At 73.4% G+C, this 20,834-nt stretch carries 23 protein-coding genes; 15 read left to right on the forward strand and 8 right to left on the reverse strand.

Going from position 1 to position 20,834, the window contains the following annotated elements:
• The first annotated feature begins 135 nt into the window (after positions 1-135).
• The 8 genes from ACP4IX_RS30475 to ACP4IX_RS30510 all read left to right on the forward strand — a co-directional run bounded on the left by ACP4IX_RS30475 (position 136) and on the right by ACP4IX_RS30510 (position 8,848).
• On the forward strand, positions 136-1,032 hold the full coding sequence (locus ACP4IX_RS30475) for an STAS domain-containing protein (protein ID WP_426524203.1): 897 nt from the start codon (positions 136-138) through the stop codon (positions 1,030-1,032).
• On the forward strand, positions 1,029-1,460 hold the full coding sequence (locus tag ACP4IX_RS30480; protein WP_426524205.1) for an STAS domain-containing protein: 432 nt from the start codon (positions 1,029-1,031) through the stop codon (positions 1,458-1,460). The genes ACP4IX_RS30475 and ACP4IX_RS30480 overlap by 4 nt, the downstream gene beginning before the upstream one ends.
• A complete protein-coding gene (locus ACP4IX_RS30485) occupies positions 1,460-1,900 on the forward strand; it encodes an anti-sigma regulatory factor (RefSeq protein ID WP_426524325.1) in 441 nt (146 codons plus the stop codon). The genes ACP4IX_RS30480 and ACP4IX_RS30485 overlap by 1 nt, the downstream gene beginning before the upstream one ends.
• Entirely contained in the window at positions 1,900-2,964 is a 1,065-nt protein-coding gene (locus ACP4IX_RS30490; protein WP_426557751.1) for a SpoIIE family protein phosphatase, read from the forward strand. The genes ACP4IX_RS30485 and ACP4IX_RS30490 overlap by 1 nt, the downstream gene beginning before the upstream one ends.
• On the forward strand, positions 2,961-3,161 hold the full coding sequence (locus ACP4IX_RS30495; protein WP_426524209.1) for a hypothetical protein: 201 nt from the start codon (positions 2,961-2,963) through the stop codon (positions 3,159-3,161). The genes ACP4IX_RS30490 and ACP4IX_RS30495 overlap by 4 nt, the downstream gene beginning before the upstream one ends.
• On the forward strand, positions 3,158-4,891 hold the full coding sequence (locus ACP4IX_RS30500; protein WP_426557753.1) for a PP2C family protein-serine/threonine phosphatase: 1,734 nt from the start codon (positions 3,158-3,160) through the stop codon (positions 4,889-4,891). The genes ACP4IX_RS30495 and ACP4IX_RS30500 overlap by 4 nt, the downstream gene beginning before the upstream one ends.
• A gap of 222 nt (positions 4,892-5,113) precedes the next feature.
• Positions 5,114-6,490: an NAD(P)/FAD-dependent oxidoreductase gene (locus ACP4IX_RS30505; protein WP_426524213.1), complete on the forward strand. Its 1,377-nt coding sequence runs from the start codon at positions 5,114-5,116 to the stop codon at positions 6,488-6,490.
• 111 nt (positions 6,491-6,601) lie between these two features.
• Positions 6,602-8,848 carry an FUSC family protein gene (locus ACP4IX_RS30510; protein WP_426557755.1) on the forward strand — a complete coding sequence of 749 codons (2,247 nt, stop codon included), beginning with the start codon at positions 6,602-6,604 and terminating at the stop codon, positions 8,846-8,848.
• Between the two features lie 56 nt (positions 8,849-8,904).
• Here ACP4IX_RS30510 and ACP4IX_RS30515 read toward each other — a convergent pair whose 3' ends face one another.
• From ACP4IX_RS30515 to ACP4IX_RS30535, 5 genes are all read right to left on the reverse strand, one after another.
• Entirely contained in the window at positions 8,905-9,339 is a 435-nt protein-coding gene (locus tag ACP4IX_RS30515; protein WP_426557757.1) for a hypothetical protein, read from the reverse strand.
• 28 nt (positions 9,340-9,367) lie between these two features.
• Positions 9,368-10,213 carry a DUF1206 domain-containing protein gene (locus ACP4IX_RS30520; protein WP_426557759.1) on the reverse strand — a complete coding sequence of 282 codons (846 nt, stop codon included), beginning with the start codon at positions 10,211-10,213 and terminating at the stop codon, positions 9,368-9,370.
• 331 nt (positions 10,214-10,544) lie between these two features.
• Positions 10,545-10,790 carry a DUF5133 domain-containing protein gene (locus ACP4IX_RS30525; protein ID WP_426524221.1) on the reverse strand — a complete coding sequence of 82 codons (246 nt, stop codon included), beginning with the start codon at positions 10,788-10,790 and terminating at the stop codon, positions 10,545-10,547.
• Between the two features lie 31 nt (positions 10,791-10,821).
• Positions 10,822-11,691 (reverse strand): SigB/SigF/SigG family RNA polymerase sigma factor, encoded by an 870-nt coding sequence (locus tag ACP4IX_RS30530; RefSeq protein ID WP_426557761.1) that lies wholly within the window; start codon positions 11,689-11,691, stop codon positions 10,822-10,824.
• A gap of 177 nt (positions 11,692-11,868) precedes the next feature.
• Entirely contained in the window at positions 11,869-12,306 is a 438-nt protein-coding gene (locus tag ACP4IX_RS30535; RefSeq protein ID WP_426557763.1) for an ATP-binding protein, read from the reverse strand.
• A 169-nt stretch (positions 12,307-12,475) separates the two neighbouring features.
• Here ACP4IX_RS30535 and ACP4IX_RS30540 point away from each other — a divergent pair, with 169 nt between their 5' ends.
• The 3 genes from ACP4IX_RS30540 to ACP4IX_RS30550 all read left to right on the forward strand — a co-directional run bounded on the left by ACP4IX_RS30540 (position 12,476) and on the right by ACP4IX_RS30550 (position 15,020).
• Entirely contained in the window at positions 12,476-12,691 is a 216-nt protein-coding gene (locus tag ACP4IX_RS30540) for a hypothetical protein (RefSeq protein WP_426524227.1), read from the forward strand.
• Between the two features lie 49 nt (positions 12,692-12,740).
• On the forward strand, positions 12,741-14,219 hold the full coding sequence (locus ACP4IX_RS30545) for an aminotransferase class I/II-fold pyridoxal phosphate-dependent enzyme (protein WP_426557765.1): 1,479 nt from the start codon (positions 12,741-12,743) through the stop codon (positions 14,217-14,219).
• A 345-nt stretch (positions 14,220-14,564) separates the two neighbouring features.
• Entirely contained in the window at positions 14,565-15,020 is a 456-nt protein-coding gene (locus tag ACP4IX_RS30550) for a cyclic nucleotide-binding domain-containing protein (protein ID WP_426524231.1), read from the forward strand.
• Positions 15,021-15,123: 103 nt separating this feature from the next.
• Here the strand turns inward: ACP4IX_RS30550 and ACP4IX_RS30555 are convergent, their stop codons facing one another.
• On the reverse strand, positions 15,124-15,738 hold the full coding sequence (locus tag ACP4IX_RS30555; RefSeq protein ID WP_426524233.1) for a LysE/ArgO family amino acid transporter: 615 nt from the start codon (positions 15,736-15,738) through the stop codon (positions 15,124-15,126).
• Positions 15,739-15,807: 69 nt separating this feature from the next.
• Between ACP4IX_RS30555 and ACP4IX_RS30560 the strand changes: the two genes are divergently transcribed.
• From ACP4IX_RS30560 to ACP4IX_RS30570, 3 genes are all read left to right on the forward strand, one after another.
• Complete coding sequence (locus ACP4IX_RS30560; protein ID WP_426524327.1) at positions 15,808-16,731, forward strand: LysR family transcriptional regulator ArgP; 924 nt, start codon at positions 15,808-15,810, stop codon at positions 16,729-16,731.
• A 114-nt stretch (positions 16,732-16,845) separates the two neighbouring features.
• Positions 16,846-17,097 (forward strand): WhiB family transcriptional regulator, encoded by a 252-nt coding sequence (locus ACP4IX_RS30565; protein WP_426524235.1) that lies wholly within the window; start codon positions 16,846-16,848, stop codon positions 17,095-17,097.
• 82 nt (positions 17,098-17,179) lie between these two features.
• Entirely contained in the window at positions 17,180-17,533 is a 354-nt protein-coding gene (locus ACP4IX_RS30570) for a DUF488 domain-containing protein (RefSeq protein WP_426524237.1), read from the forward strand.
• Positions 17,534-17,586: 53 nt separating this feature from the next.
• Here the strand turns inward: ACP4IX_RS30570 and ACP4IX_RS30575 are convergent, their stop codons facing one another.
• Both ACP4IX_RS30575 and ACP4IX_RS30580 read right to left on the reverse strand, forming a co-directional pair.
• The gene (locus ACP4IX_RS30575) at positions 17,587-19,260 is read right to left on the reverse strand and encodes an FAD-binding dehydrogenase (RefSeq protein ID WP_426557767.1); all 1,674 of its coding nucleotides are present in this window, start codon (positions 19,258-19,260) and stop codon (positions 17,587-17,589) included.
• Positions 19,261-19,379: 119 nt separating this feature from the next.
• Complete coding sequence (locus ACP4IX_RS30580; RefSeq protein ID WP_426524241.1) at positions 19,380-20,003, reverse strand: TetR/AcrR family transcriptional regulator; 624 nt, start codon at positions 20,001-20,003, stop codon at positions 19,380-19,382.
• Between the two features lie 133 nt (positions 20,004-20,136).
• On the opposite strand from ACP4IX_RS30580, the gene ACP4IX_RS30585 reads away from it, so the two are divergent.
• The gene (locus tag ACP4IX_RS30585; RefSeq protein WP_426557769.1) at positions 20,137-20,766 is read left to right on the forward strand and encodes an alpha-ketoglutarate-dependent dioxygenase AlkB; all 630 of its coding nucleotides are present in this window, start codon (positions 20,137-20,139) and stop codon (positions 20,764-20,766) included.
• The last annotated feature ends 68 nt before the right edge of the window (positions 20,767-20,834 follow it).

Genomic DNA, 20,834 nt, shown 5'->3' on the forward strand with positions numbered 1-20,834 from the left:
GTCCGGGCCGTTCACGCGGGAGCAGGTGTCGTACGAGGTCGGCGGATGGTTACAGTGGTCGCCCGGCAGACTCACGTCGCCGTCACGTCACCTCCTGGGTGCTGTGCGGCGCAATGCGGATGAGGAGTGGAACAGGTGCCGGAACAGGCGGAGGGAACAGCGGGATCGCCGACGGACGAGGTCAGGGACTTTCTGCGGCGCCGCCGTGAGCAGATCGCCCAGCGATGGGCGGACGAGCCGTTGTTCCGGGCCGTGTTCACCGTCTCGCGCGACGAGGCGGTCGAGGCGGGCAAGGCCGTGGTGGACGCGCTGGCCCAAGTCGCGGACGCGGCACGGGTGGAGGACCCGGACGCCGCCGGATTCACGACGGTGCGCGAGCAGTTGGCACGGATGGGCGCGGCCCGGTCCCGGGCCGGCCTGAGCACCGCCCAGGTGTCGAGCGAACTGGCCGCCCTGCGCCCGCCGGTCGAGAACCTGCTCGTGGCCGACCTGCCGGACGCCTCCGCCGAGCACGCCCGGGACTGCGTCACCACGCTGAGCGTGCTGATGGGCACGCTGCGGGTCGTGGTCATGCAGACGGCGCTCAGCGAGGGGCAGGCGCTCATCGACCGCCAGCGGCTGCAGCTGCTGGAGGTGGCCACTCCCGTCATCAAGCTGTGGGACGGCATCGTGGCCGTCCCGCTCATCGGAACGCTCGACAGCGCCCGCAGCCAGGTCGTCATGGAGACCCTGCTGGAGTCCATCGTCGAACAGCAGGCGCGCTACGCGATCCTGGACATCACCGGGGTCCCGACCGTCGACTCGCTGGTGGCCCAGCACCTGATGAAGACGGTCGCGGCGGCCCGGCTGATGGGCGCCGAGTGCATCGTCTCCGGCATCCGGCCCGCGATCGCGCAGACCATGGTCCACCTCGGCCTGGACCTGGGCACCGTGGTCACCCGGGCGAGCCTCGCCGACGCGCTGGGGTACGTGCTGCACCAGCTCGGGGTCGGCATCGTGAACCCCGTCGCGAACGGTCCGGTCACGCGGTGAGCCAGGCATTCCCGGGGCCCCACCCGGGTCCCGTGACGGGTCATGTTCCGGTCCTCCGGCTCGGCGAGGTGCTGCTGGTCACCCTCCAGGGCGACCTGCACGACAGCACGGCGCAGCAGCTTCAGCAGGACCTCGCCGAGACCATCTCCCGCAGCGGGGCCACCGGTGTGATCATCGACGTCTCCGGGGTGGAGATCGTCGACTCCTTCCTCGGCCGGGTACTGGCCGAGATCGCCGGGCAGACCGAGCTGCTGGCCGCGCGCACCGTGATCGTCGGCATGCGGCCTGCGGTCGCCATCACCCTGGTGGAACTGGGCCTGACGCTGCCGAGGGTGCACACCGCGCTCAGTACCGAGGTGGCGCTGGAGCTGTTGACGCGGCACGCCCCGTCCTCCCACTTCGGCGGCCTGCGCCAGGAGAGTCCGTGATGCACACTGCCGCGGGCGCCCAGGCCCGCCTGCCGATCCGTTCGGACATGGATCTGGTGTGGGTACGTCAGCACGTGCGGCAGGCGGCCGCTCAGCTCGGCTTCGGTCTGGTGGACCAGACGAAGCTGGTCACGGCGGCCAGCGAACTGGCCCGCAACACGCTCGTGTACGGCGGCGGCGGAACGATGGAGACGGAGCCTCTCAGCGAAGGGGGCGCGCAGGGACTGCGGCTGACCTTCAGCGACGAGGGACCGGGCATCGCGGACCTGGAGCAGGCGCTCAGTGACGGCTTCACCTCGGGGGGCGGACTGGGCATGGGGCTGGGCGGCGCGCGGCGCCTGGTGCACGAGTTCGCGATCGAGAGCGACCCGGGGGCCGGCACCACCGTGCGGGTGACCTCCTGGGTGGGCCGGGCTCCCCGCCCGCGTGAGGAGTCCTGATGCCGCGCGTGTGGGACGTTCCGGTGCACGACTCGACCCGGGTGCGCGACGCCCGGGTGGCCGCGGAGCACGCGGCGGCCATGGCCGGGCTGGACGACCAGCACACCGCCACCGCGGCGCTGGTGGCGACCGAGCTGGCCACCAACCTGCTCAAGCACGCCGGGGGCGGCGAGGTCCTCATCGACGTCGTCGCTCCCGCCGTTCTCACGGCCGAGCGGGCCGAGACCCGGCAGGTGCAGGTCGTCACGGTCGACCACGGCCCCGGGATCGCCGACGTGGCCGCCGCCCTGCGCGACGGTTTCAGCACGACGCGCTCCCTCGGCGCCGGTCTCGGCACCTGCGCGCGCCTCGCCGACGCCTTCGATCTGCACAGCGTCCCGGGCCGGGGCACGGTGGTGGTCGCCCGGGTCGGCGCCGTGCCCGGCGGCCGTGCCGCGGAACCGGGACCGGCGGCCGGGGTACGGGCCGGCGCGGTGAACGTCCCCTTCGGCGGGGCCGACTACTCGGGCGACGCCTGGGCCTGGGTCCGGGCCGGGGACCGGGTCACGCTGATGCTGGCCGACGGGCTGGGCCACGGGCCGGAGGCGGCCCGCGCGTCGACCGCGGCCGTGGAGGCCTTGCGCGGTGCGGCCCACCTCACCCCCGCTCAGGCGTTGCGGCGGCTCGACACGGCGTTGACCGGGACCCGCGGCGCGGCCGTCGCGGTGGCGCAGGTCGACACGCGGGCCGGGGTGCTGAGGTTCGCGGGCGTCGGCAACATCGGGGCGCGGCTGTGCGAGGGCGGCACCTGGCGGCACCTGGTGTCCCGGCCCGGCATCGTCGGCACCCACCGGCCCACGACCCTGCGCGAGGAGGAGACGGCCTGGGCGGACGACCGGGTGCTGGTCCTGCACAGCGACGGTCTGCCCAGCCGCTGGACCCCGACCCCCGACACCTGCCGCACGGCGGCCGACCCGGCGGTGACGGCCGCGGTGACGGTCCGCGACGCCAGCAGTTCGGCCCGTCCGGTACGGGACGACACCGCCGTGGCCGTACTGGCCCCGTCCTCGCCGGACGGCCCATGACCCGCACCCGGGAGATCACCGACCTCACCGACGCGGCGCGGGCACGCACCACCACCGCACGCCCGGCCGCCCCCCGCGGCGCGTCGCCCCTCGAAGACACGCTGTCGGCAGCATCGCACACCAGTCGCCCCACCCGCCCCACCCGGGACGGCACCACCTCCGCCTGCCCGGTCCCGACCCCGCTGGACCGCCCATGACCCGCACCTGGGAGATCACCGACATCACCGACGCGGCGCAGGCACGCATCACCACCGCACGCCTGGCCACGGCCTACGGTGTGCCGCCTCTGGAGCGGGCGCGGCTGGTGGCCTCGCTCGGCGCGCAGCTGCGGCTGTGCCTGGCCAAGGGCGGTACCTGGCGGCTCACTCTGGAGGCGGGGACGGTTTCCCGCGCCACGCCGGAGGCCGGGGACGGGGTGCTGCACGCCGTGCTGACGCCGTCGCGCGACGCCGCTGCCGACGGCCAGCCGCCGTGGCGGATCACGGTGCCCTGCCCCGAGGCGGTGCCGGACACCGAAGCCGACGTCTCGGCGGACGACCCGGCCGCCTCGGCGGAGGCCCTGCTGGGGGCCGACGAGGACACGGCGCTGGTACTGGACAGGCTCGCCGAGCAGGAGGCCCTGGTCGACTTCCACCGGGAGGAGCTGCACCAGACGAACCAGGGGGTCGTGGCGCTGCACGCCGAGCTGGACGCCGCCGGGCGGGCCCAGCGGGAGGCGTTCGCCGCCGAGCGCAAGGCGCGTACGGAGGCGGAGAACGCCCGTCGCAGACTGACGTTCCTCGCGGACGCGAGCGCGGTGCTGACGGCGTCGCTCGACCACCACGAGATCGTGCGCCGCCTGCCCGACCTGCTGGTGCCCGAGTACGCCGCGAGCGTCGACGTCTGGCTGTTCGACCAGGACGGCGACCGGCCGGGCCCCGCGCACGCGGCCGCCGCCGTGGTCGCCGCCCGCACCGGCCGGCCCCAGTACGCCGCTCCGCACCCCGGCTGCCTGCCCGGTGTCGACGACCAGCCGCCCTCGGCGCTGGCCCCGGACCGGGCCCTGCTGTGCATCCCACTGCCGACACGGCAGGCGCCCCTGGGCGTGGTGACCCTGTCCCCGCCCGGGGAGCGCTGGGATCCCGACGACGCCGTGATGCTGATCGAGCTGACCCGGCGGGCCAGCACCGCGATCGATCACGCCCAGCGCTACCAGCACAACCGCGACATCGCCGAGACCCTCCAGCGGGCCCTGCTGACGGAGCTGCCCGCCCCGCCGGGACTCGCCCTGGCCGCGCGCTATCTGCCCGCCACGCACGGCCTGAACATCGGCGGCGACTGGTACGACGCCTTCCGCCAGCCCGACGGCGGTGTCATCGCCGTGGTCGGTGACGTGACCGGGCACGGACTGCGCGCGGCCGTGATGATGAGCCAGCTGCGCACCGCGCTGCGCGCCTACGCCGTCGACTGCGGCAGCCCGGGCCGGCTCCTGACCCGGCTGCACACCTTCCTGCACCATCTCCAGCCCGACCTCTTCGCCACCGCCGTCATCGCCCGCTTCCACCCCGACGACCCCACGCTGACGTGGGCCGCCGCCGGCCATCCGCCGCCGGTGCTGCGTACGCCGGACGGGCGGGTCCGGACCCTGGACGCCAAACCGGGTGCGATGCTCGGTATCCCGCTGAAACAGGAGATCGCCGACCACACGGTGCCGCTGGCGCCGGGTTCGACGCTCGCCCTGTACACGGACGGCCTGGTGGAGCGCCGGGCCCGGGGCATAGACCCGGGCATCGCGCGGCTGGCGGAGGCGCTCGGGTCGTTCGGCCCGGCGGAGCTGGAGGCGGACCTGGAAGGCTCGGCGGACGGGATCCTGCGCCCCCTGCTCAGCGACTCGGAGCGGGACGACGACGTGTGCCTGCTGCTCTGCCACCTCCGCGGGTCCGGCTGACCCGGCGGCACCACTCCCCACGGAAGAGTGCCGGGCCGCTCACTCCCACCCGGTGCGCTCCGGGCCACGGCGGGGCATGGTGGTGCTCAGGACGTGTCGCCCGCCCGCCCCGCCCGGCTGGCCGAACCGGCGCGGACACGGTGGGATCGACGAGGTGCGAAGCAGCGATCCAGGGGCAGGCGAATGGCGTTCGCGGCAGACCGCCTGGAGCCGCAGAAAGGGATGAACACCGTGACACGACCCAGGATCCTGGTGGTCGGCGCAGGTTTCGCCGGCGTGGAGTGCGTCCGTCGTCTGGAGCGGAGGCTCTCCCCCAACGAGGCAGACGTCACCCTGGTGACGCCGTTCTCCTATCAGCTCTACCTGCCGCTGCTGCCCCAGGTCGCCTCCGGGGTGCTCACGCCCCAGTCGATCGCGCTCTCCCTGCGCCGCAGCAGCAAGTACCGGACCCGGATCATCCCGGGCGGCGCCATCGGCGTGGACCTCCGGGCGAAGGTCTGCGTGGTGCGCACCATCACCGACCAGATCGTCAACGAGCCGTACGACTACATCGTGCTGGCCCCCGGCAGCATCACCCGCACCTTCGACATCCCGGGGCTCACCGACAACGCGTTCGGCATGAAGACGCTGGCGGAGGCCGCGTACATCCGCGACCACGTCATCTCGCAGCTGGACCTCGCCGACGCCAGTCAGGATCCCGCGGAGCGCGCCTCGCGGCTGCAGTTCGTGGTGGTCGGCGGCGGTTACGCGGGCACCGAGACCGCGGCCTGTCTGCAGCGGCTGACGCACGCGGCCGTCAAACGCTACGCCCGGCTCGATCCGAGCCTGATCAAGTGGCATCTGATCGACATCGCCCCGAAGCTGATGCCCGAACTGGGCGAGAAGCTCGGACGGGACGCGCAGGAAGTCCTGACGCGGCGGGGCATCGAGATCTCCCTGGGCGTCTCCATCGACAAGGCCGGACCCGAGGAGGTCACCTTCACGGACGGCCGGGTGGTGCCCACCCGCACCCTGATCTGGACCGCCGGAGTGGTGGCGAGCCCGCTCATGGCCACGCTCGGCGCGGAGACGGTCAAGGGGCGGCTCGCGGTCACCGCCGAGATGTGCCTGCCGAACCACGACGGGGTGTTCGCACTCGGCGACTGTGCCGCCGTGCCCGACCTCGCCAAGGGCCAGGAGGGCGCCGTCTGCCCGCCCACCGCCCAGCACGCCATGCGGCAGGGCCGGCACGTCGCCGAGAACCTCATCGCCACCCTGCGCAACCAGCCGATGCGGCCGTACGTCCACAAGGATCTGGGGCTCGTCGTCGACCTCGGCGGCAAGGACGCGGTCTCCAAGCCGCTGGGCGTCGAGCTGAAGGGCCTGCCCGCCCAGGCCGTGGCCCGCGGCTACCACTGGTCGGCGCTGCGCACGGGTGTGGCCAAGGCCCGGGTGGCGGCCAACTGGACGCTCAACGCGGTCGCCGGCGACGATTTCGTACGCACCGGCTTCCAGGCCCGCAAACCCGCCAAGCTGAAGGACTTCGAGTACACCGACGCCTATCTGACGCCGGAGCAGGTGCGGGAACGTGTCAAGGAGGCGGGCCGGGCGGAGCTGTGACCCCGCGGCCCCGGCCGGCTCACGGCATGACATGCTGAGAAGTGGATCTCGGCGCGAACCGGCCCGGGACCGGTCGTGGACCAGGCGTGAATCGGGAGAGTGTACGGCGGCGTGAAGGCAGCGGGGCGCTCGGCGCGGACACGGCTGCGGGACCGCGTCGCCGCGTCCGACCCCGGGCTGCTGCGGTTGACGGCGGGGCTGCGGACGGTGGGCGCCATCGCGCTGGCGCTGGCGGTGCTCGCCGTGTCCGGTGCGGACGTCACCCATCTGGTGGCGGGCGCCATGACGGCGATGGTCGCCACCTTCGCCATCCGGGAGAAGGAGCTGGGCGCGCAGGCCGTCACCCTGGCGCTGGGGCTGCCCGTCGCCCTGGCGTCGGTGTCGGTCAGCTCGCTGCTCACCTCGCGAGTCGTCATCGGTGACGCCTTCTTCGTCGTCCTGATCTTCTGTGCCGTCTTCGTCCGCCGGTTCGGCGACCGCGGCACCGCGCTCGGGCTGATCGGCTTCCAGGTCTACTTCGTCTCCCTGTTCGTCGGCGCGAAGGTGTCGGTGCTGCCGGAGCTGCTGGGAGCCATCGCGGTGGCGTTCGTGTGCAGCGCGGTGGTCCGCTTCGCGGTGGTGCCGGAGACACCGGCGGGCGTGCTCCAGCGGCTGCGGCAGGCCTTCCGCGCCCGGCTGGCCCAGCTGATCGCCACGCAGACCGAACTGCTGGACGCCGGCCCGGACGGGATCGAGAAGACGCTCGAGCACCTGCGCGACGGCACCGCACGCCTGCACGAGACGGCTCTGATGATCCAGTCCCGGCTGGAGGAGGGCACTCCGGACGAGTCCACGGCCCGTCTGGTGCAGCGGCGCATCGCGGACGCCGAGATCGCCGCCGAGCGGCTGGGCCTGCTGCTGCTGACCGCGCGCAGCGCCGAGCGGGCGGACACGCTGACCCTGCACCTGCCCGGCGCGCCCGCCCCCTCGGTGGGCAGTTCACCGGCGCCCGGCGAGGCCACGGAGATCCTGCGCCGCGATCTGGGGGCGCTGCGCACGCTGGTGCTGCGGCCGCCCTCCGAGGCGCGCGGGACCGCGCTCTCCCATCTGCGCAACCGGCTCCTCGGCTACCGCGACGAGGAGAACCTGCCCGAGGCGACACCGGCGGTGCAGGACGTGTTCCGCGGCCTCGGTGAGACGGCGCGCGCGGTGATGGGCCTCAGGATCGCCCTGGACGGGCCGCAGGACGAGTCGGACGACACGCCCGCGACGACCCGTTCCCGGGAGGAACTGGACGCCGAGGACGCCGCCATCGACGCCGGGGAGGAGACCTCCGCGAAGGAGGAGCCGACCGGGTTTCGCCGGCCCACCACGCGCGCCGCGGTGCAGGTGGCGGTGGGGTCGTCGCTGGCCATCCTGGGCGGGGAGTTCCTGTCCGCCGAGCGCTGGTACTGGGCGGTGCTCGCGTGCTGGATCGTCTTCCTGAACACGGCCTCCACCGGCGAGATCCTCGTCAAGGGCTACCGCCGCGTGCTCGGCACGATGCTCGGCGTGGTGGCCGGCATCGTGCTGGCGGGCGTGGTGGGCGGCCACACCTGGATCGCGTTCGGACTGGTGCTGCTGCTCATCTTCGCGATGTTCTACACGGCGCCGCTGTCGTACACGCTGATGTCGTTCTTCGTCACCGCGATGCTGGGGCTGCTGTACACCCTGCTGCACACCTACAGCCTGTCGGTGCTGCTGCTGCGCTTGGAGGAGACGGCACTCGGCGCGGCCTGCGGGATCGTCGCGGCGGCGCTGGTGCTGCCGATACGGACCGACCGCCGTACGAACGAACTGCTCGGCACGGTGCTGGAGCGGCTCACCGACGTCACCGAGGGCGCCGTCGACCAGCTCAGCGGCGGGGCGGCGGCCGATCTGCTGGACACGGCGCGGGAGCTGGACCAGGCGCTGGGGGATCTGCGGGCCGCCACCCAGCCGCTGACCCATCCGATCACGCCGCTGCGGGCCCGGCGCAACACCGCCCAGTACGTGGTGGCGCTGCTGGAGACCTGCGCGTACCACGCGCGGTCCCTCGCCGCGACGGCCGAGCTGCTGCCCACCCACCCCTCGATCGCGGCCGACCCGCGGCTGCGCGGGGCGGTGCGGCGTACGGTGCGCAACATCGAGGCGATCGCCGCGCACGTCGCCGACGAGGACGCCCGGACCGAGGTGGAGACCGGGCCGAGCATCGCCTCGCTGCTGGAACCGGACGCCGCCGGGGTGCCGCGCTACGGCCGCATCACCGGCCGGGTGCTGCGGCACCTGGAGCGCCTGGACGAGGCGGTGGTGGGCCTCGCCCGGCCGCTGGCGGTGCCGGTCAGGACGCCGGCGCGGTGACGGTCGGGGCCGGCGGCGTGACGGTCCGGGCCGGTGACGGTCCGGGCCGGTGACGGTCAGAAGTCGCTGGGCAGACCGCTCGCCTCGGCGATGCCGCGCAGTTCCTCGTTCTGCCGGTGGCGTTCCTTGAGGTAGTCGGCTATCTCGCCGAGGCGTTCGGGATCGGAGGCGGTGACCGCGTCGGTGACGACCCGGACCGGGCCGGTCTCGTCGGTCCTGATCTCGACGACCTCGTTGTCCAGCCGGCCGGTGACCGCGGTGGCGATGACCAGGGCGGCCTCGTCCCTGATCTCCTGGGGCAGCGCCTCGGCGTTGTCCCCGTCCAGGGAGAAGTCGATGGTGGGCATCTGGTGCTCGTCGATCGCCTGGAGGACGGGTTCCACCACGCTGAGCAGCAGCTGGTAGTCGTCGGTCTCCATGCGGATGCGCAGGAGGTCGAGGTAGACGTCCACGGGACGTCCGTCCGGCGGAGGAATCTCGTGTTCGTTCATTCGACCCGGGTTCCCCGTGCGGCGCGGCTCAGACGCGGCGCCAGCGTGCGAGGGCGAAGGAGAAGACACCGAAGAGCACCAGACCCGCGGCGACGCAGATCAGGAGCCAGGGGCCGAGCGGGGTGTCGGCGAAGGAGCGGAGGGTGTCGTCGAGCCCCTTCGCCCTGTCGGGTTCGTAGTCGACGGCGGCCCGCACGGCGAAGGCGCCCGCCGTGGCGAAGACGATGCCGCGGGCCGCCCCGCCGCCGACGCCGGTGACGTCGACCAGCCGCCGGGCCCGGGGGCTCAGGGCACCGAGCTTCAGCTTCTTGTGATAGCTGCGGCGCAGTGCCTGCACGCCGATCACCACTCCGGCGACGACGATCGCGATGCCGGCCACGCCCACCAGCCACCGCCCGGCGGGCACCTCCATCACTCCGGCCGTGACGTCCCGGGACTGCCGGTCGCTGGAGCCGCTGCCACCGGTACCGGCCGCGAAGGCCAGTACGGAGGAGGCGACGAACGCGTAGAACACACAGCGGGCGGCGGCCGGCAGGCGCTTCCTGGCCGTGTGCCCGTCCTTCCCCGTGACGCCGAACAGCGCCTCGGACAGCCGCCACAGCGCCATGCCGACGAGCCCCAGGCCCAGCGCCCACAGCAGTACGGCGCCGAACGGCCTGTCCGACAGCTCGGCCAGGGCGCCGCCCCGGTCCGCCTGCCGCTCTCCGGTGCCGAAGGCGATCTGCAGGGCCAGGATGCCGACCAGCAGGTAGATCACACCGCGGGCGGTGAGCCCGGCCCGTGCCGCTGTCTCGGCGGTCGACCCGTTCGCCGCCCGCCGGGCCCGGCTGCGGGCGGTGCGTGCCATGCCCTGTGCGTTGCCAGGTGCGTTCATGGGGACCTCCCCTCCCGGACTCCGGATGCCCCGGCTTCGTCGGTGCACACCGGGCGGCGGAGCGCCCCGCGGGACGGGCAGCGGGTGCCGTGGTCCCCGGCGTCCGCGGTGAGGCCCGTCCGCTCCCGGCGCGCGGGCGCCCGGGTCCCGGCCCGCCGGGCTGGACGTCGGGACGCGGTGCGGTGGCCACGGCGTCGGGCTGCCGTGCGCGTCCCGGTGTCGGACCGCGGGGGCGTGTACCGGTCCTCCTGACGATGACGCACGACTGCCCGTACGCCGTCTCACGGCGTACGGGCGGTCACGCCACCACACGTTCCCTGTCCGCCGTGGGTCAGTCCGCCCCGCCCGCGGCCTCGGCGACGGGCGGCGGGGCCGGGACCGTACCGGCCGCGAGCCAGCGGCGGGCGGCCTCCAGGGCCCCCGCGACGTCCCTCGTGCCGGTCGACACGCACAGCGTGTACGCCAGGTCCCGCGTCCGGGGGCCCGGTCCGCCCGTGTCGTCGGCGGGCTCGTGCACCGCTGCCGCCTCGTACTCGGCGACGAGTCCGCGCAGCACCACGGGGTGAGGCATCAGCATCCCTGTCGTTCCCTCCCTGTTCGCCGGCCGGTCAGCTGCGCACCGGCCGGCCGGTCCCCCGGCGGCCCGCCCGCTGTCCCATCGCCTCGTCGCGCACGCGGGCGCAGCTGCGGCTGATGAGCCGCGAGACGTGCATCTGCGAGATGCCCAGGCGGTCGGCTATACGGCTTTGCGTCATGTCCTCGAAGAAGCGCATGTAGAGGATGGCGCGTTCGCGTTCGGGCAGCCTGCGCAGTCCCTCCTTGGCCGACTCGCGGTCGATCACGGTGTCGTACGAGGTGTCCGCGGCGCCCAGGGTGTCCGCGAGGCTGTAGCCGTCGTCGCCGGCCGACAGTTCGGCGTCCAGCGAGAGAGTGCTGAAGCTCTCCAGCGCCTCCATGCCGGCGCTGACCTCGTCCTCGGTCAGCCCGGTGTGGGCGGCGACGGCGGCCACCGTGGGTTCGGGGCTGCCCGGGCTCTGGGTGAGTTCGCGGCGCGCCACCCGCACCTTGTTGCGCAGTTCCTGGACCCGGCGGGGCACCCGAAGGGCCCACATACGGTCCCGGAAGTGGCGCTTGACCTCGCCGGTGATGGTGGGCACGGCGTAGCTCTCGAAGGCTCCCCGCTCCGGGTCGAAGCGGTCGATGGCCTTCACCAGGCCGAGCGCCGCGACCTGGCGGAGGTCCTCGATGGACTCGCCGCGGTCCCGGAACCGCCCGGCGATCCGGTGGGCCATGGGCAGCCAGGCCGTGACGAGTTCGTCGCGGACGGCGTCGCGTTCGGGCCCGTCCGCCAGCTCCGTCAGCCGGCCGAAGAGGGCCATGGTGTCGGGCGCGTCGTCGTGCCGGCGACGGGCGGGAGCGGCGGAGGCGTTGGTGGACTCGATGGTTCCGGGACGGACGGTGGGTGTTTCGATGAGCATGCGCGTTCGCTCCTGAACGGTGGTCTCAGGGGACTTTCCGCGGGAACGGCACTGTCCGGGTCACCACCCGGAGGGCCGAAGCAGCCATACCGCTCCCGCTGCTGCGCCTCCGGTCCGAAGCACGAACTTGCGACTGCCCCTGCCCCGGGGGAACAAACTCCGCTTTTCGAAAAGTACTCAGGACAGCGGAACGACCACGGTGATGCACTTGCCTCCCGAGGGAAGGTCTGCCACCCGTACGTCACGTGCCAGCCGGCAGACGATCGGCCAGCCCCGGCCGCCGACGCGGCGGCGTCCCTGGGGGTCGGTGGACGGCACGGCCACCGGGAGGTCCTGACTGCGGTCGCACACCGAGAGCCCCAGACCGGGCCCGACGACGTCGGCCCGGAAGTCGGTGATGCCGCCGCCGTGCAGGATCGCGTTGGTGGTCAGCTCCGAGGCGACGAGCACGGCGTCCGACAGGGCGCCCGCGTCGCAGGACGTGCTGCCGTCGGTGCCGCCGCATTCGGTGACGACGCGTTCGACCGTCCTCCGCGCCTCGGCCGGTTTGCACGGCCGGTGCCGGTGGGCGCCGTGCTGCTCGACGACGGGTTCGGTCGTGTGCCTGTCGCACATCCGTCTGCTCCCCTGGTCGGTGAGATGGGCCGGATCCGGCCGGCCCCGCGCGCCGTCCGCGCGCCGTGCGGCCCTGTCGATCGGCTGACCTCTGCCCGTGCCCCCAAACCTCCGGCCCTTCGTTCGGCCCAGTGGCCTTCCGGGGGCTCTGCGGGGGTACGCGGAGTACATGACGGATGTTGTGGACTCGGACGAACTGCTGCGCCGTATGCACCGCGCGAGGGCCTGCGCGGTGGAACAGGAGCGGATCTGGCGGGCGCGAAGGGAAGAGCTGCGGCCGACCGACCCTGAGGGATCCCGGGACGCCGCCGTACGGACGATGGCGTACGAGGCCGTCCTGCGGGTGCTCGACGAGGTGCTGACCCCGGGCCGGCACGCCCGGTGACGAGCCGCGGAGCGGATTGACCGGGGACCGGACGGGAAACCGGATCCGCATGACGGCCGACCACACCCGAGCACCCGTTCTGGAAGCCCTCGTCGACTACCGCCGCGAGGGGCGGCTGTCGTTCACGCCGCCGGGGCACAAACAGGCCCGCGGGGCCGACCCGGAGGTACGGGAGGTGCTGGGCGACGCCGTCTTCTACGGGGACGTGCTCGCGACGGGCGGGCTCGACGACCGGCTCACCAGGGGGCGGGTGCTGCAGCGCGCCCAGGAGCTGATGGCCGATGCCGTGCACGCCGACCACACGTTCTTCTCGACGTGCGGGTCCTCCCTGTCGGTGAAGGCGGCGATGCTGGCGGTCGCGGGGCCGCACGAGAAGCTGCTGATCGGCCGGGACGCCCACAAGTCCGTCGTCTCCGGGCTGATCCTGTCCGGGATCGAGCCGGTCTGGGTCGAGCCGCGCTGGGACGCAGAGCGGCACCTGGCCCATCCGCCGTCCGCGGAGGAGTTCGAGAAGGCGTTCGGTGCCCATCCCGACGCCAAGGGCGCCCTGGTCACCAGCCCCACACCGTACGGTGCGAGCGCCGACCTGCGGGCCGTCGCCGAGGCCTGCCACCGCCGCTCGGCGCCGCTGATCGTCGACGAGGCCTGGGGCGCGCATCTGCCCTTCCACCCCGATCTGCCGTCCTGGGCGATGGACGCGGGCGCCGACATCTGCGTGACCAGCATCCACAAGATGGGCAGCGGCCTGGAGCAGGGCTCCGTGTTCCATCTGCGCGGTGACCTCGTCCCGCCGGAGCTGCTCGGCATGCGGGCGGACCTGCTGGGTACCACCAGTCCCTCGGCGCTGATCTTCGCCGGGCTGGACGGCTGGCGCCGCCAGATGGCGCTGCGCGGCCGCGAGCTGATGGGCGGCGCCCTGGAGCTGGCGGCCGATGTCCGCGCGGCCGTCGAGGAGATCGACGGCATGCACGTCAACGACCGGGCCGACTTCTGCGGCCCGGGGGCGGCCCACGGGTTCGATCCGCTGCCCGTCGTCATCGACCTCGACGGGCTCGGTGTCTCGGGCTTCCAGGCGGCGGACTGGCTGCGCGAGCACCGGGGCGTGATCGCGCACATCACGGACCACCGCCGCATCGGCGCGCAGATCACCCACGGCGACGACCGGGAGACCGCCGGCGAGCTGCTCTCCGCGCTCAAGGACCTCGCGCACGCCGCCCCTGGCCTTGCCCCCGCCCCGCGCGTCGAGGTCCCGTCGCCGTCCGAGCTGCGGATGCCGCAGGTGGCTCTGGTCCGGGACGCGTTCTTCGGGCCCACCGAGGACGTGCCGCTCGGCCGGGCCGCCGGGCGCGTCGCGGCGGAGATGATCACGCCGTACCCGCCCGGCATCCCGGCCGTCCTGCCCGGCGAACGGCTGGCCGAACCCGTCCTGCGGTACCTGCGCAGCGGTCTGGACGCCGGGATGTACCTGCCGGACCCGAGCGATCCGGGACTGGAGACGATCAGGGTCGTCGCGGAGAACGGCGGGTGAGGCCCTGGACGGGGGCAGTGGCGGCTCGGACCAGTGAAATCGGACCAGTGAAACAGGTCACGTGCCCCGGTTCCCGCTTCGCGGGAGAACCGAAGATGGTTTAGCGTTCACACATACGTGGCGACGGGGTCGACCGGAGTGTCCTTCGTACGTCACCGCTTACGGCCCTGGCTGGCTTCCCCCGTCCAGCCAGGGCTTTTTCATGCCCTGGCGCGGCCGTCCCCGGATCCGGCACGGAATCCGTACGGGATCTGCCGTCCGCCGAGGTGCTCAGGGCGCTCGAAGCGACTGAAATGGGCATAGGGAAAGCCCCGGAACCGAATCGCCGGCGAGGAGCCCCGTGCCATGACCAAAGCGATCAAACTGCTGACCGCCCTTCCGCTGCCCCAGCGCGAGCGGCTGACGGCACTCGCCCGGGAGGTCTCCTTCCCGGAGGACGCCCGGATCTTCGAGGCGGGTGGCAGGGCCGACCGGTTCTGGGTCGTCCGTTCCGGCGCGGTCTCCCTGACCCAGCAGGTCACGCCCCTGCAGCGGGTCACGGTCGCCAGCCTCGGCGCGGGCGATCTGCTCGGCTGGTCCTGGTTGTTCCCGCCCTACGAGTGGGACTTCGGCGCCGAGGCCTTCAGCCCCGTGCGCGCCTACGAGTTCGAGGCGGCCTCGGTGCTCGCCCTGTGCGACGAGGACCCGCAGCTGGGCATCGTGCTGGTGCGGTCGGTCGCCGAGATCCTCGCGCACCGGCTGGAGACGACGAGGGGCCGGCTCATGGAGCACTACGCGCTGCACGGACGCGCCTCCCTGTGAGCCGGTGTCACGCACCGTAGCGGCGAGGCGCCGGCGTCGCGACGCCGCCGGGGCCCGGCCTGTGGCTTGGTGGCCTGGTGGTCCGGTGGTCCGGTGGTCCGGTTCAGGCTCCGGCGACGAGGGTGACGCCGAGGACGATCATGGTGACGGCGACCAGTCCGTCGAGCACCCGCCAGGCCGCGGGCCGGGCCAGGAACCGGCCGAGGTAGCGGGCGCCGAAGCCGAGCGCGGCGAACCAGCACAGGCTGGCGACCACGGCACCCAGGCCGAAGGTCCAGCGCAGCGGGCCCCGGTCGGCGGCGACCGAGCCCAGCAGGAACACCGTGTCGAGGTAGACGTGCGGGTTGAGCCAGGTCAGCGCCAGGCAGGTGAGGACCGCCCGGCGGCGCGAGCCCGCGGCGTCGCCGTCCGCCCGCAGCGCACCGGCCGGCCGGAACACACGCCGCGCGGCCAGAGCGCCGTAGCAGAGCAGGAAGGCGCCGCCGATCCAGCCGACCGCGGTCAGCGCGCCCGGCCAGGCCACCACCACCGCGCCGACCCCGCCGACCCCGAGGGCGATGAGCAGGGCGTCGGAGAGCGCGCAGATGCCGACCACGGTGAGGACCGCGTCACGGCGGATCCCCTGACGCAGGACGAAGGCGTTCTGGGCACCGATGGCGACGATGAGCGAGAGGCCGGTGCCGAAGCCGGCGGCCGCGGCGGTGAGTGCGTTGGTCATGCCCTCGACGCTAAGCGGACGATCACAGGACGTACAGCTAAAGATTCTTACGTATCATTAGCGCCCGTGATGACGGAGAAAGCGGGGACGACTGCGGCGGCTTTCGCGGACCTTCCGCTCGACCAGGTCCGCACCCTGCTGGCCGTGGTGGACGAGGGCACTTTCGACGCGGCCGCCGCGGCACTGCACGTGACACCGTCCGCGGTCAGCCAGCGGGTGAAGGCCCTGGAGCAGCGCACCGGCCGGGTGCTGCTGCTGCGCACGAAGCCGGTGCGGCCGACGGATTCCGGCGCGGTGCTGGTGCGCCTCGCCCGCCAGGTGGCCCGGCTGGAGCGGGACGCGTACGCCGAGCTGGGGCTGAGCGGTGCCGGGGAGCCGACCCGGGTCTCGGTGGCGGTCAACGCCGACTCGCTCGCGACATGGTTCCTCGGCGCCCTCACGCGGGTGCCTCGAGAACCCCGGCTCTGCTTCGAGCTGCGCCGTGAGGACGAGGACCACACGGCGGCCCTGCTGCGGGAGGGCGTGGTGATGGCCGCGGTGACCTCCTCGCCCGACCCCGTCCCCGGCTGCTCCGTCCGGTACCTCGGCCGGATGCGGTATCTGCCGTGCGCCGCCCCGGAATTCGCCGCGCGGTATCTGGGCGGGCCGCTGCGCGAGGTGCTCGCCGGGGCGCCGGTGGTGGTCTTCGACCGGCGGGACGACTTCCAGGACGGCTTCGCGCGGCGGCTGGGGCACGGCGGCGCGAGTACGTCGCGGCACTACATGCCGACCTCGGAGGGCTTCGTCGAGGCGGTCGCCGCCGGTCTGGGCTGGGGCATGGTGCCCGAGCCCCAGGCGGAGCCGCTGCTGGGCACCGGCCGGATCGTCGACTTCGCCCCCGATCTGGCGGTGGACGTGCCGCTGTACTGGCAGCAGTGGAAACTCGACTCCCCGGCGCTCGCGACGGTGGCCGACACGGTGGTGACGGCGGCACAGGAGGCGCTGCGGAGATAGGCGCGACGGTACGACGCGAGGCCCCGCGCCGGTTTCACTCCGCTGTCGACAGGTCACCCGCAAGGGAGCAGGCATCCACGAGGAAGCGAACGAAACCGATCGCAGGTGACTTTGATGGACGACTGGCGAGAGCACGCCGCATGCCGCACGGAGGACCCCGACCTGTTCTTCCCGATCGGCAGCACCGGCCCGGCCGCTCTGCAGACCGAGCAGGCGAAGGCGGTCTGCCGGCGCTGTCCGGTCCAGGAGCAGTGCCTGCGATGGGCACTCGACACGGGGCAGACCCTCGGCGTCTGGGGAGGGACCGGGGAGCTGGAGCGCCGCGCGCTCAAGCGGCGAGAGGCCGTGCGCCGGAGGTCCGGCTGACCCCGGTGCGCCGCCCCGGCCTCGGTGGCCGGGGCGGCGCGGTGGCCCCCACGGGTGCCGGCCCGGAAAGGAAGGAAGAGCCATGAACGTCCGTGTGCACCGTGTGTACGACCCGCCCGAACCCGACGACGGCGTACGCGTCCTGGTGGACCGGCTGTGGCCGCGCGGTGTGGCGAAGGACGCGGCGCACGTGGACGAGTGGCCCAAGAGGCTCACCCCGTCGGCCGAGTTGCGCCGCTGGTACCACGCGGGCGAGGGCTCCTACGAGGAGTTCGCGCAGCGGTACGAGGCCGAGCTGGCCGCCCCGGACGCGGCGGAGCTCCTCGACCACGTACGGGAGCTGGCGCGCCAGGGGGACGTGACGCTGCTGACCGCGTCCAAGTCGCCCGGGCAGAGCCACGCCGCCGTGCTGCTCCGCCTCCTCGACGAGGCGTGAGGAGACGGAGCCGCCGCGCGGGGACGGAGACGCCGGCGAAGCGGTCGTGTCGCTCAGGACGTCTGCCGTGCCGCCGCCCGGCCCGCCGCCCGCCCGGAGAACAGACAGCCGCCGAGGAAGGTGCCCTCCAGCGCGTTGTAGCCGTGCACCCCGCCGCCGCCGAAGCCGGCCACCTCACCGGCCGCGTACAGACCCTCGACGGGCGTGCCGTCGGCGCCCAGGGCGCGGGAGTCGAGGTCGGTCTGGATGCCGCCGAGGGTCTTGCGGGTGAGGACGTGCAGCTTGACCGCGATCAGCGGGCCCGCCGCCGGGTCGAGGACCCGGTGCGGCGCGGCGACCCGGCCGAGGCGGTCGCCGATGTAGCGGCGGGCGTTGCGGATGCCCTGGACCTGGGCGTCCTTGGCGTAGGGGTTGGCCATCTGGAGGTCGCGGGCCTCGATCTGACGCCGGATCACGGCGGCGTCCAGGAGCGGCTTGTCGGTCAGTCCGTTCATCCTGTCGACGAGTTGCTCCAGGTTCGGCGCGGACACGAAGTCGGCTCCCCTGCGCAGGAAGGCGTCCACCGGTCCCGGCGCGCCCTTGCCGAGGACGCGTTCGCGCAGGAACCCGGCGCGGTCCTTCGCGGTGATGTCGGGGTTCTGCTCGGAACCGGAGAGCGCGAACTCCTTCTCGATGATCTTCTGGGTGAGGATGAACCAGGAGTGGTCGTGGCCGGCGAGGTCCTCGGCGGTCCGCAGGTGCCGGAGGGTGCCGAGGGTGTCGTAGCCGGGCAGGCAAGATCCGGGAAGGCGGCGGCCGAGGGCGTCGAACCACAGCGGGGAAGGTCCGGGCAGGATGCGGATGCCGTGACCGGGCCAGACGGGGTCCCAGTTGCGCACCCCCTCGGTGTAGTGCCACATCCGGTCGCGGTTGACCAGGCGTGCGCCCGCCTCGGCGCTGATGTCGAGCATCCGCCCGTCGACGTAGGCGGGGACGCCGGTGACCATCTCGGCGGGCGGGGTGCCGAGGCGCTCGGGCCAGTGGCGGCGGACGATGTCGTGGTCGGCGCCGATGCCTCCGGAGGTGACGATCACGGCCTGGGCGGCGAGTTGGAACTCGCCGACCGCCTCACGGTTGGAGGCGACTCCGCGGGGTGAGTGGTCCTCGGCCAGTACGGTGCCGCGCACACCGCGCGCGGTGCCGTCCTCGACGACGAGGTGGTCGACGCGGTGACGGTGGTGGAAGGTGAGCAGTCCGTCGCGCACGGCCTGCCTGGCGTAGCGCACGAACGGCTCGACGACGCCGGTGCCGGTGCCCCAGGCGATGTGGAACCGGGGCACGGAGTTGCCGTGCCCGCCGGCCGTGAGGTCGCCGCGCTCGGCCCAGCCGACGGTGGGCAGGAAGGTGATGCCGTGCCCGGTGAGCCAGGACCGCTTCTCCCCCGCCGCCCATTCGACGTACGCCCGGGCCCAGCGCACCGCCCAGGAGTCCTCGTCCTCGGTCCGGTCGAAGCCCGCGCTGCCCTGCCAGTCGTTCCAGGCGAGCTCGAGGGAGTCCTTGACGCCGAGGCGCCGCTGTTCCGGCGAGTCGACGAGGAAGAGGCCGCCGAAGGACCAGAAGGCCTGACCGCCGAGGTTGGCCGCGTTCTCCTGGTCGACGAGGGCGACCCTCCTGCCCCGGCTGGTCAGTTCGTGGGCCGCGACCAGCCCGGCCAGGCCCGCTCCGACCACGATGACGTCGGCATCCATGGCGACCGTCCCTTCCTGTTGCGTGTCATGGGGGATCTCGAGGGGTTGAGCGGGTCGAAGGGTTGAGGAGGTCGAAGGGGTGAGGGGGTCGAAGAGTCGAGGGACGAGGGGCTGGGGGGTCAGGGGGTGTCGCCGCCCTCGGTGAGCAGTGCGGTGAGCAGCTGTCCCAGCCAGGCACGCGCGTGCTCGACGTCCCGGTCCAGGAGCAGCTGGGTGGTGACTCCGTCGTACGCGGCGACCACCGCGTGCGCCGCGCCGTCGGCGTCGCCCAGGACGGCGGGAACGGTGGTGCGCCCGCGGGCCCGGGCGAGCCGTTCGGCGATCGCCCGCCGCAGGCGCGCCCGGTGCTCCAGCAGTGTTCGCGCCACGGCGGGATCGCGGGCGGCGTGCACCAGGAAGTCCGTCTTCACCAGGAGCCAGTCCCGGTCCAGGAGCAGTACCTCGGTGACGCGGTCCGCGGCGGCGGGCACGTCCAGGTCCGGACCGTCCAGCGCGAGGGCGCCCGACACCTGCTCCGCGATCAGGTCGGCCCGTTCGCGGTAGAGGGCGAAGAACAGCTCGTCGAGGCTGTCGAAGTTCGAGTAGAAGGCACCCCGGCTGTAACCGGCCGCCTCGCAGACCTCCTCGATCGACACCCGGCCGAACCCCTTGGCGGCGAACACCGCGAACGCCGCGTCCAGGAGGTTGGCGCGGGTGCGCGCCCGCCGCCTGGTCACCCGCCCGGTCGTCGCCTTCGCCGCCATGTCCGGTCCTCCCCGTGCTCGATCCGGGAACGTATCCGATACAGCGGTGTATCGGAAGGGTCGTGCCGGGAGCGGAGCACAGACGGAACACACGGATAGAACGTGTATTCGATTCAGGGTTTACGCTGGACCCATGACCACGCACCTCCAGGGCTCGCTCTTCGACCAGACGGACGAGGTCCGGCTCGGCCCGCTCGACGGGCTGCGCCGCACGCACCTCGGCTCGGGTGCCTGGATCGACCTGCTTCCCGGGTGGCTGACCGGCGCCGACGCGCTGTTCGAGCGGCTGGCCTCCGAGGTCCCGTGGCGCGCGGAGCGGCGTGCCATGTACGACCAAGTGGTCGACGTGCCCCGGCTGCTCGCCTTCTACGGCGCGGGCGACACGCTGCCGCACCCGCTGCTGACCGAGGCCCGCGACGCGCTGTCCGCGCACTACGCCGAGGAGCTGGGCGAGCCCTTCACCACCGCCGGGCTGTGCCACTACCGCGACGGCCGGGACAGTGTCGCCTGGCACGGTGACCGGATCGGGCGGGGCGCGCGCCAGGACACGATGGTCGCCATCCTGTCGGTCGGGGCACCCCGGGACCTGCTGCTGCGCCCGGCGGGCGGAGGCGGCGACACGGTGCGCCGCCCGCTGGGCCACGGCGACCTGATCGTGATGGGCGGCTCCTGCCAGCGGACCTGGGAGCACTGCGTCCCCAAGAGCACCCGAGCCGCCGGGCCGCGCATCAGCGTCCAGTTCCGCCCGCACGGCGTGCGCTGAACCATCCCGGCCCGCCGGAAATCTGTCCTCCCCCGGCCCCCGGCTTACCGGAAGTCTGTCCTCCCCCG

The organism is Streptomyces sp. WG5 (genome assembly GCF_049974565.1).
Taxonomy (GTDB): domain Bacteria; phylum Actinomycetota; class Actinomycetes; order Streptomycetales; family Streptomycetaceae; genus Streptomyces.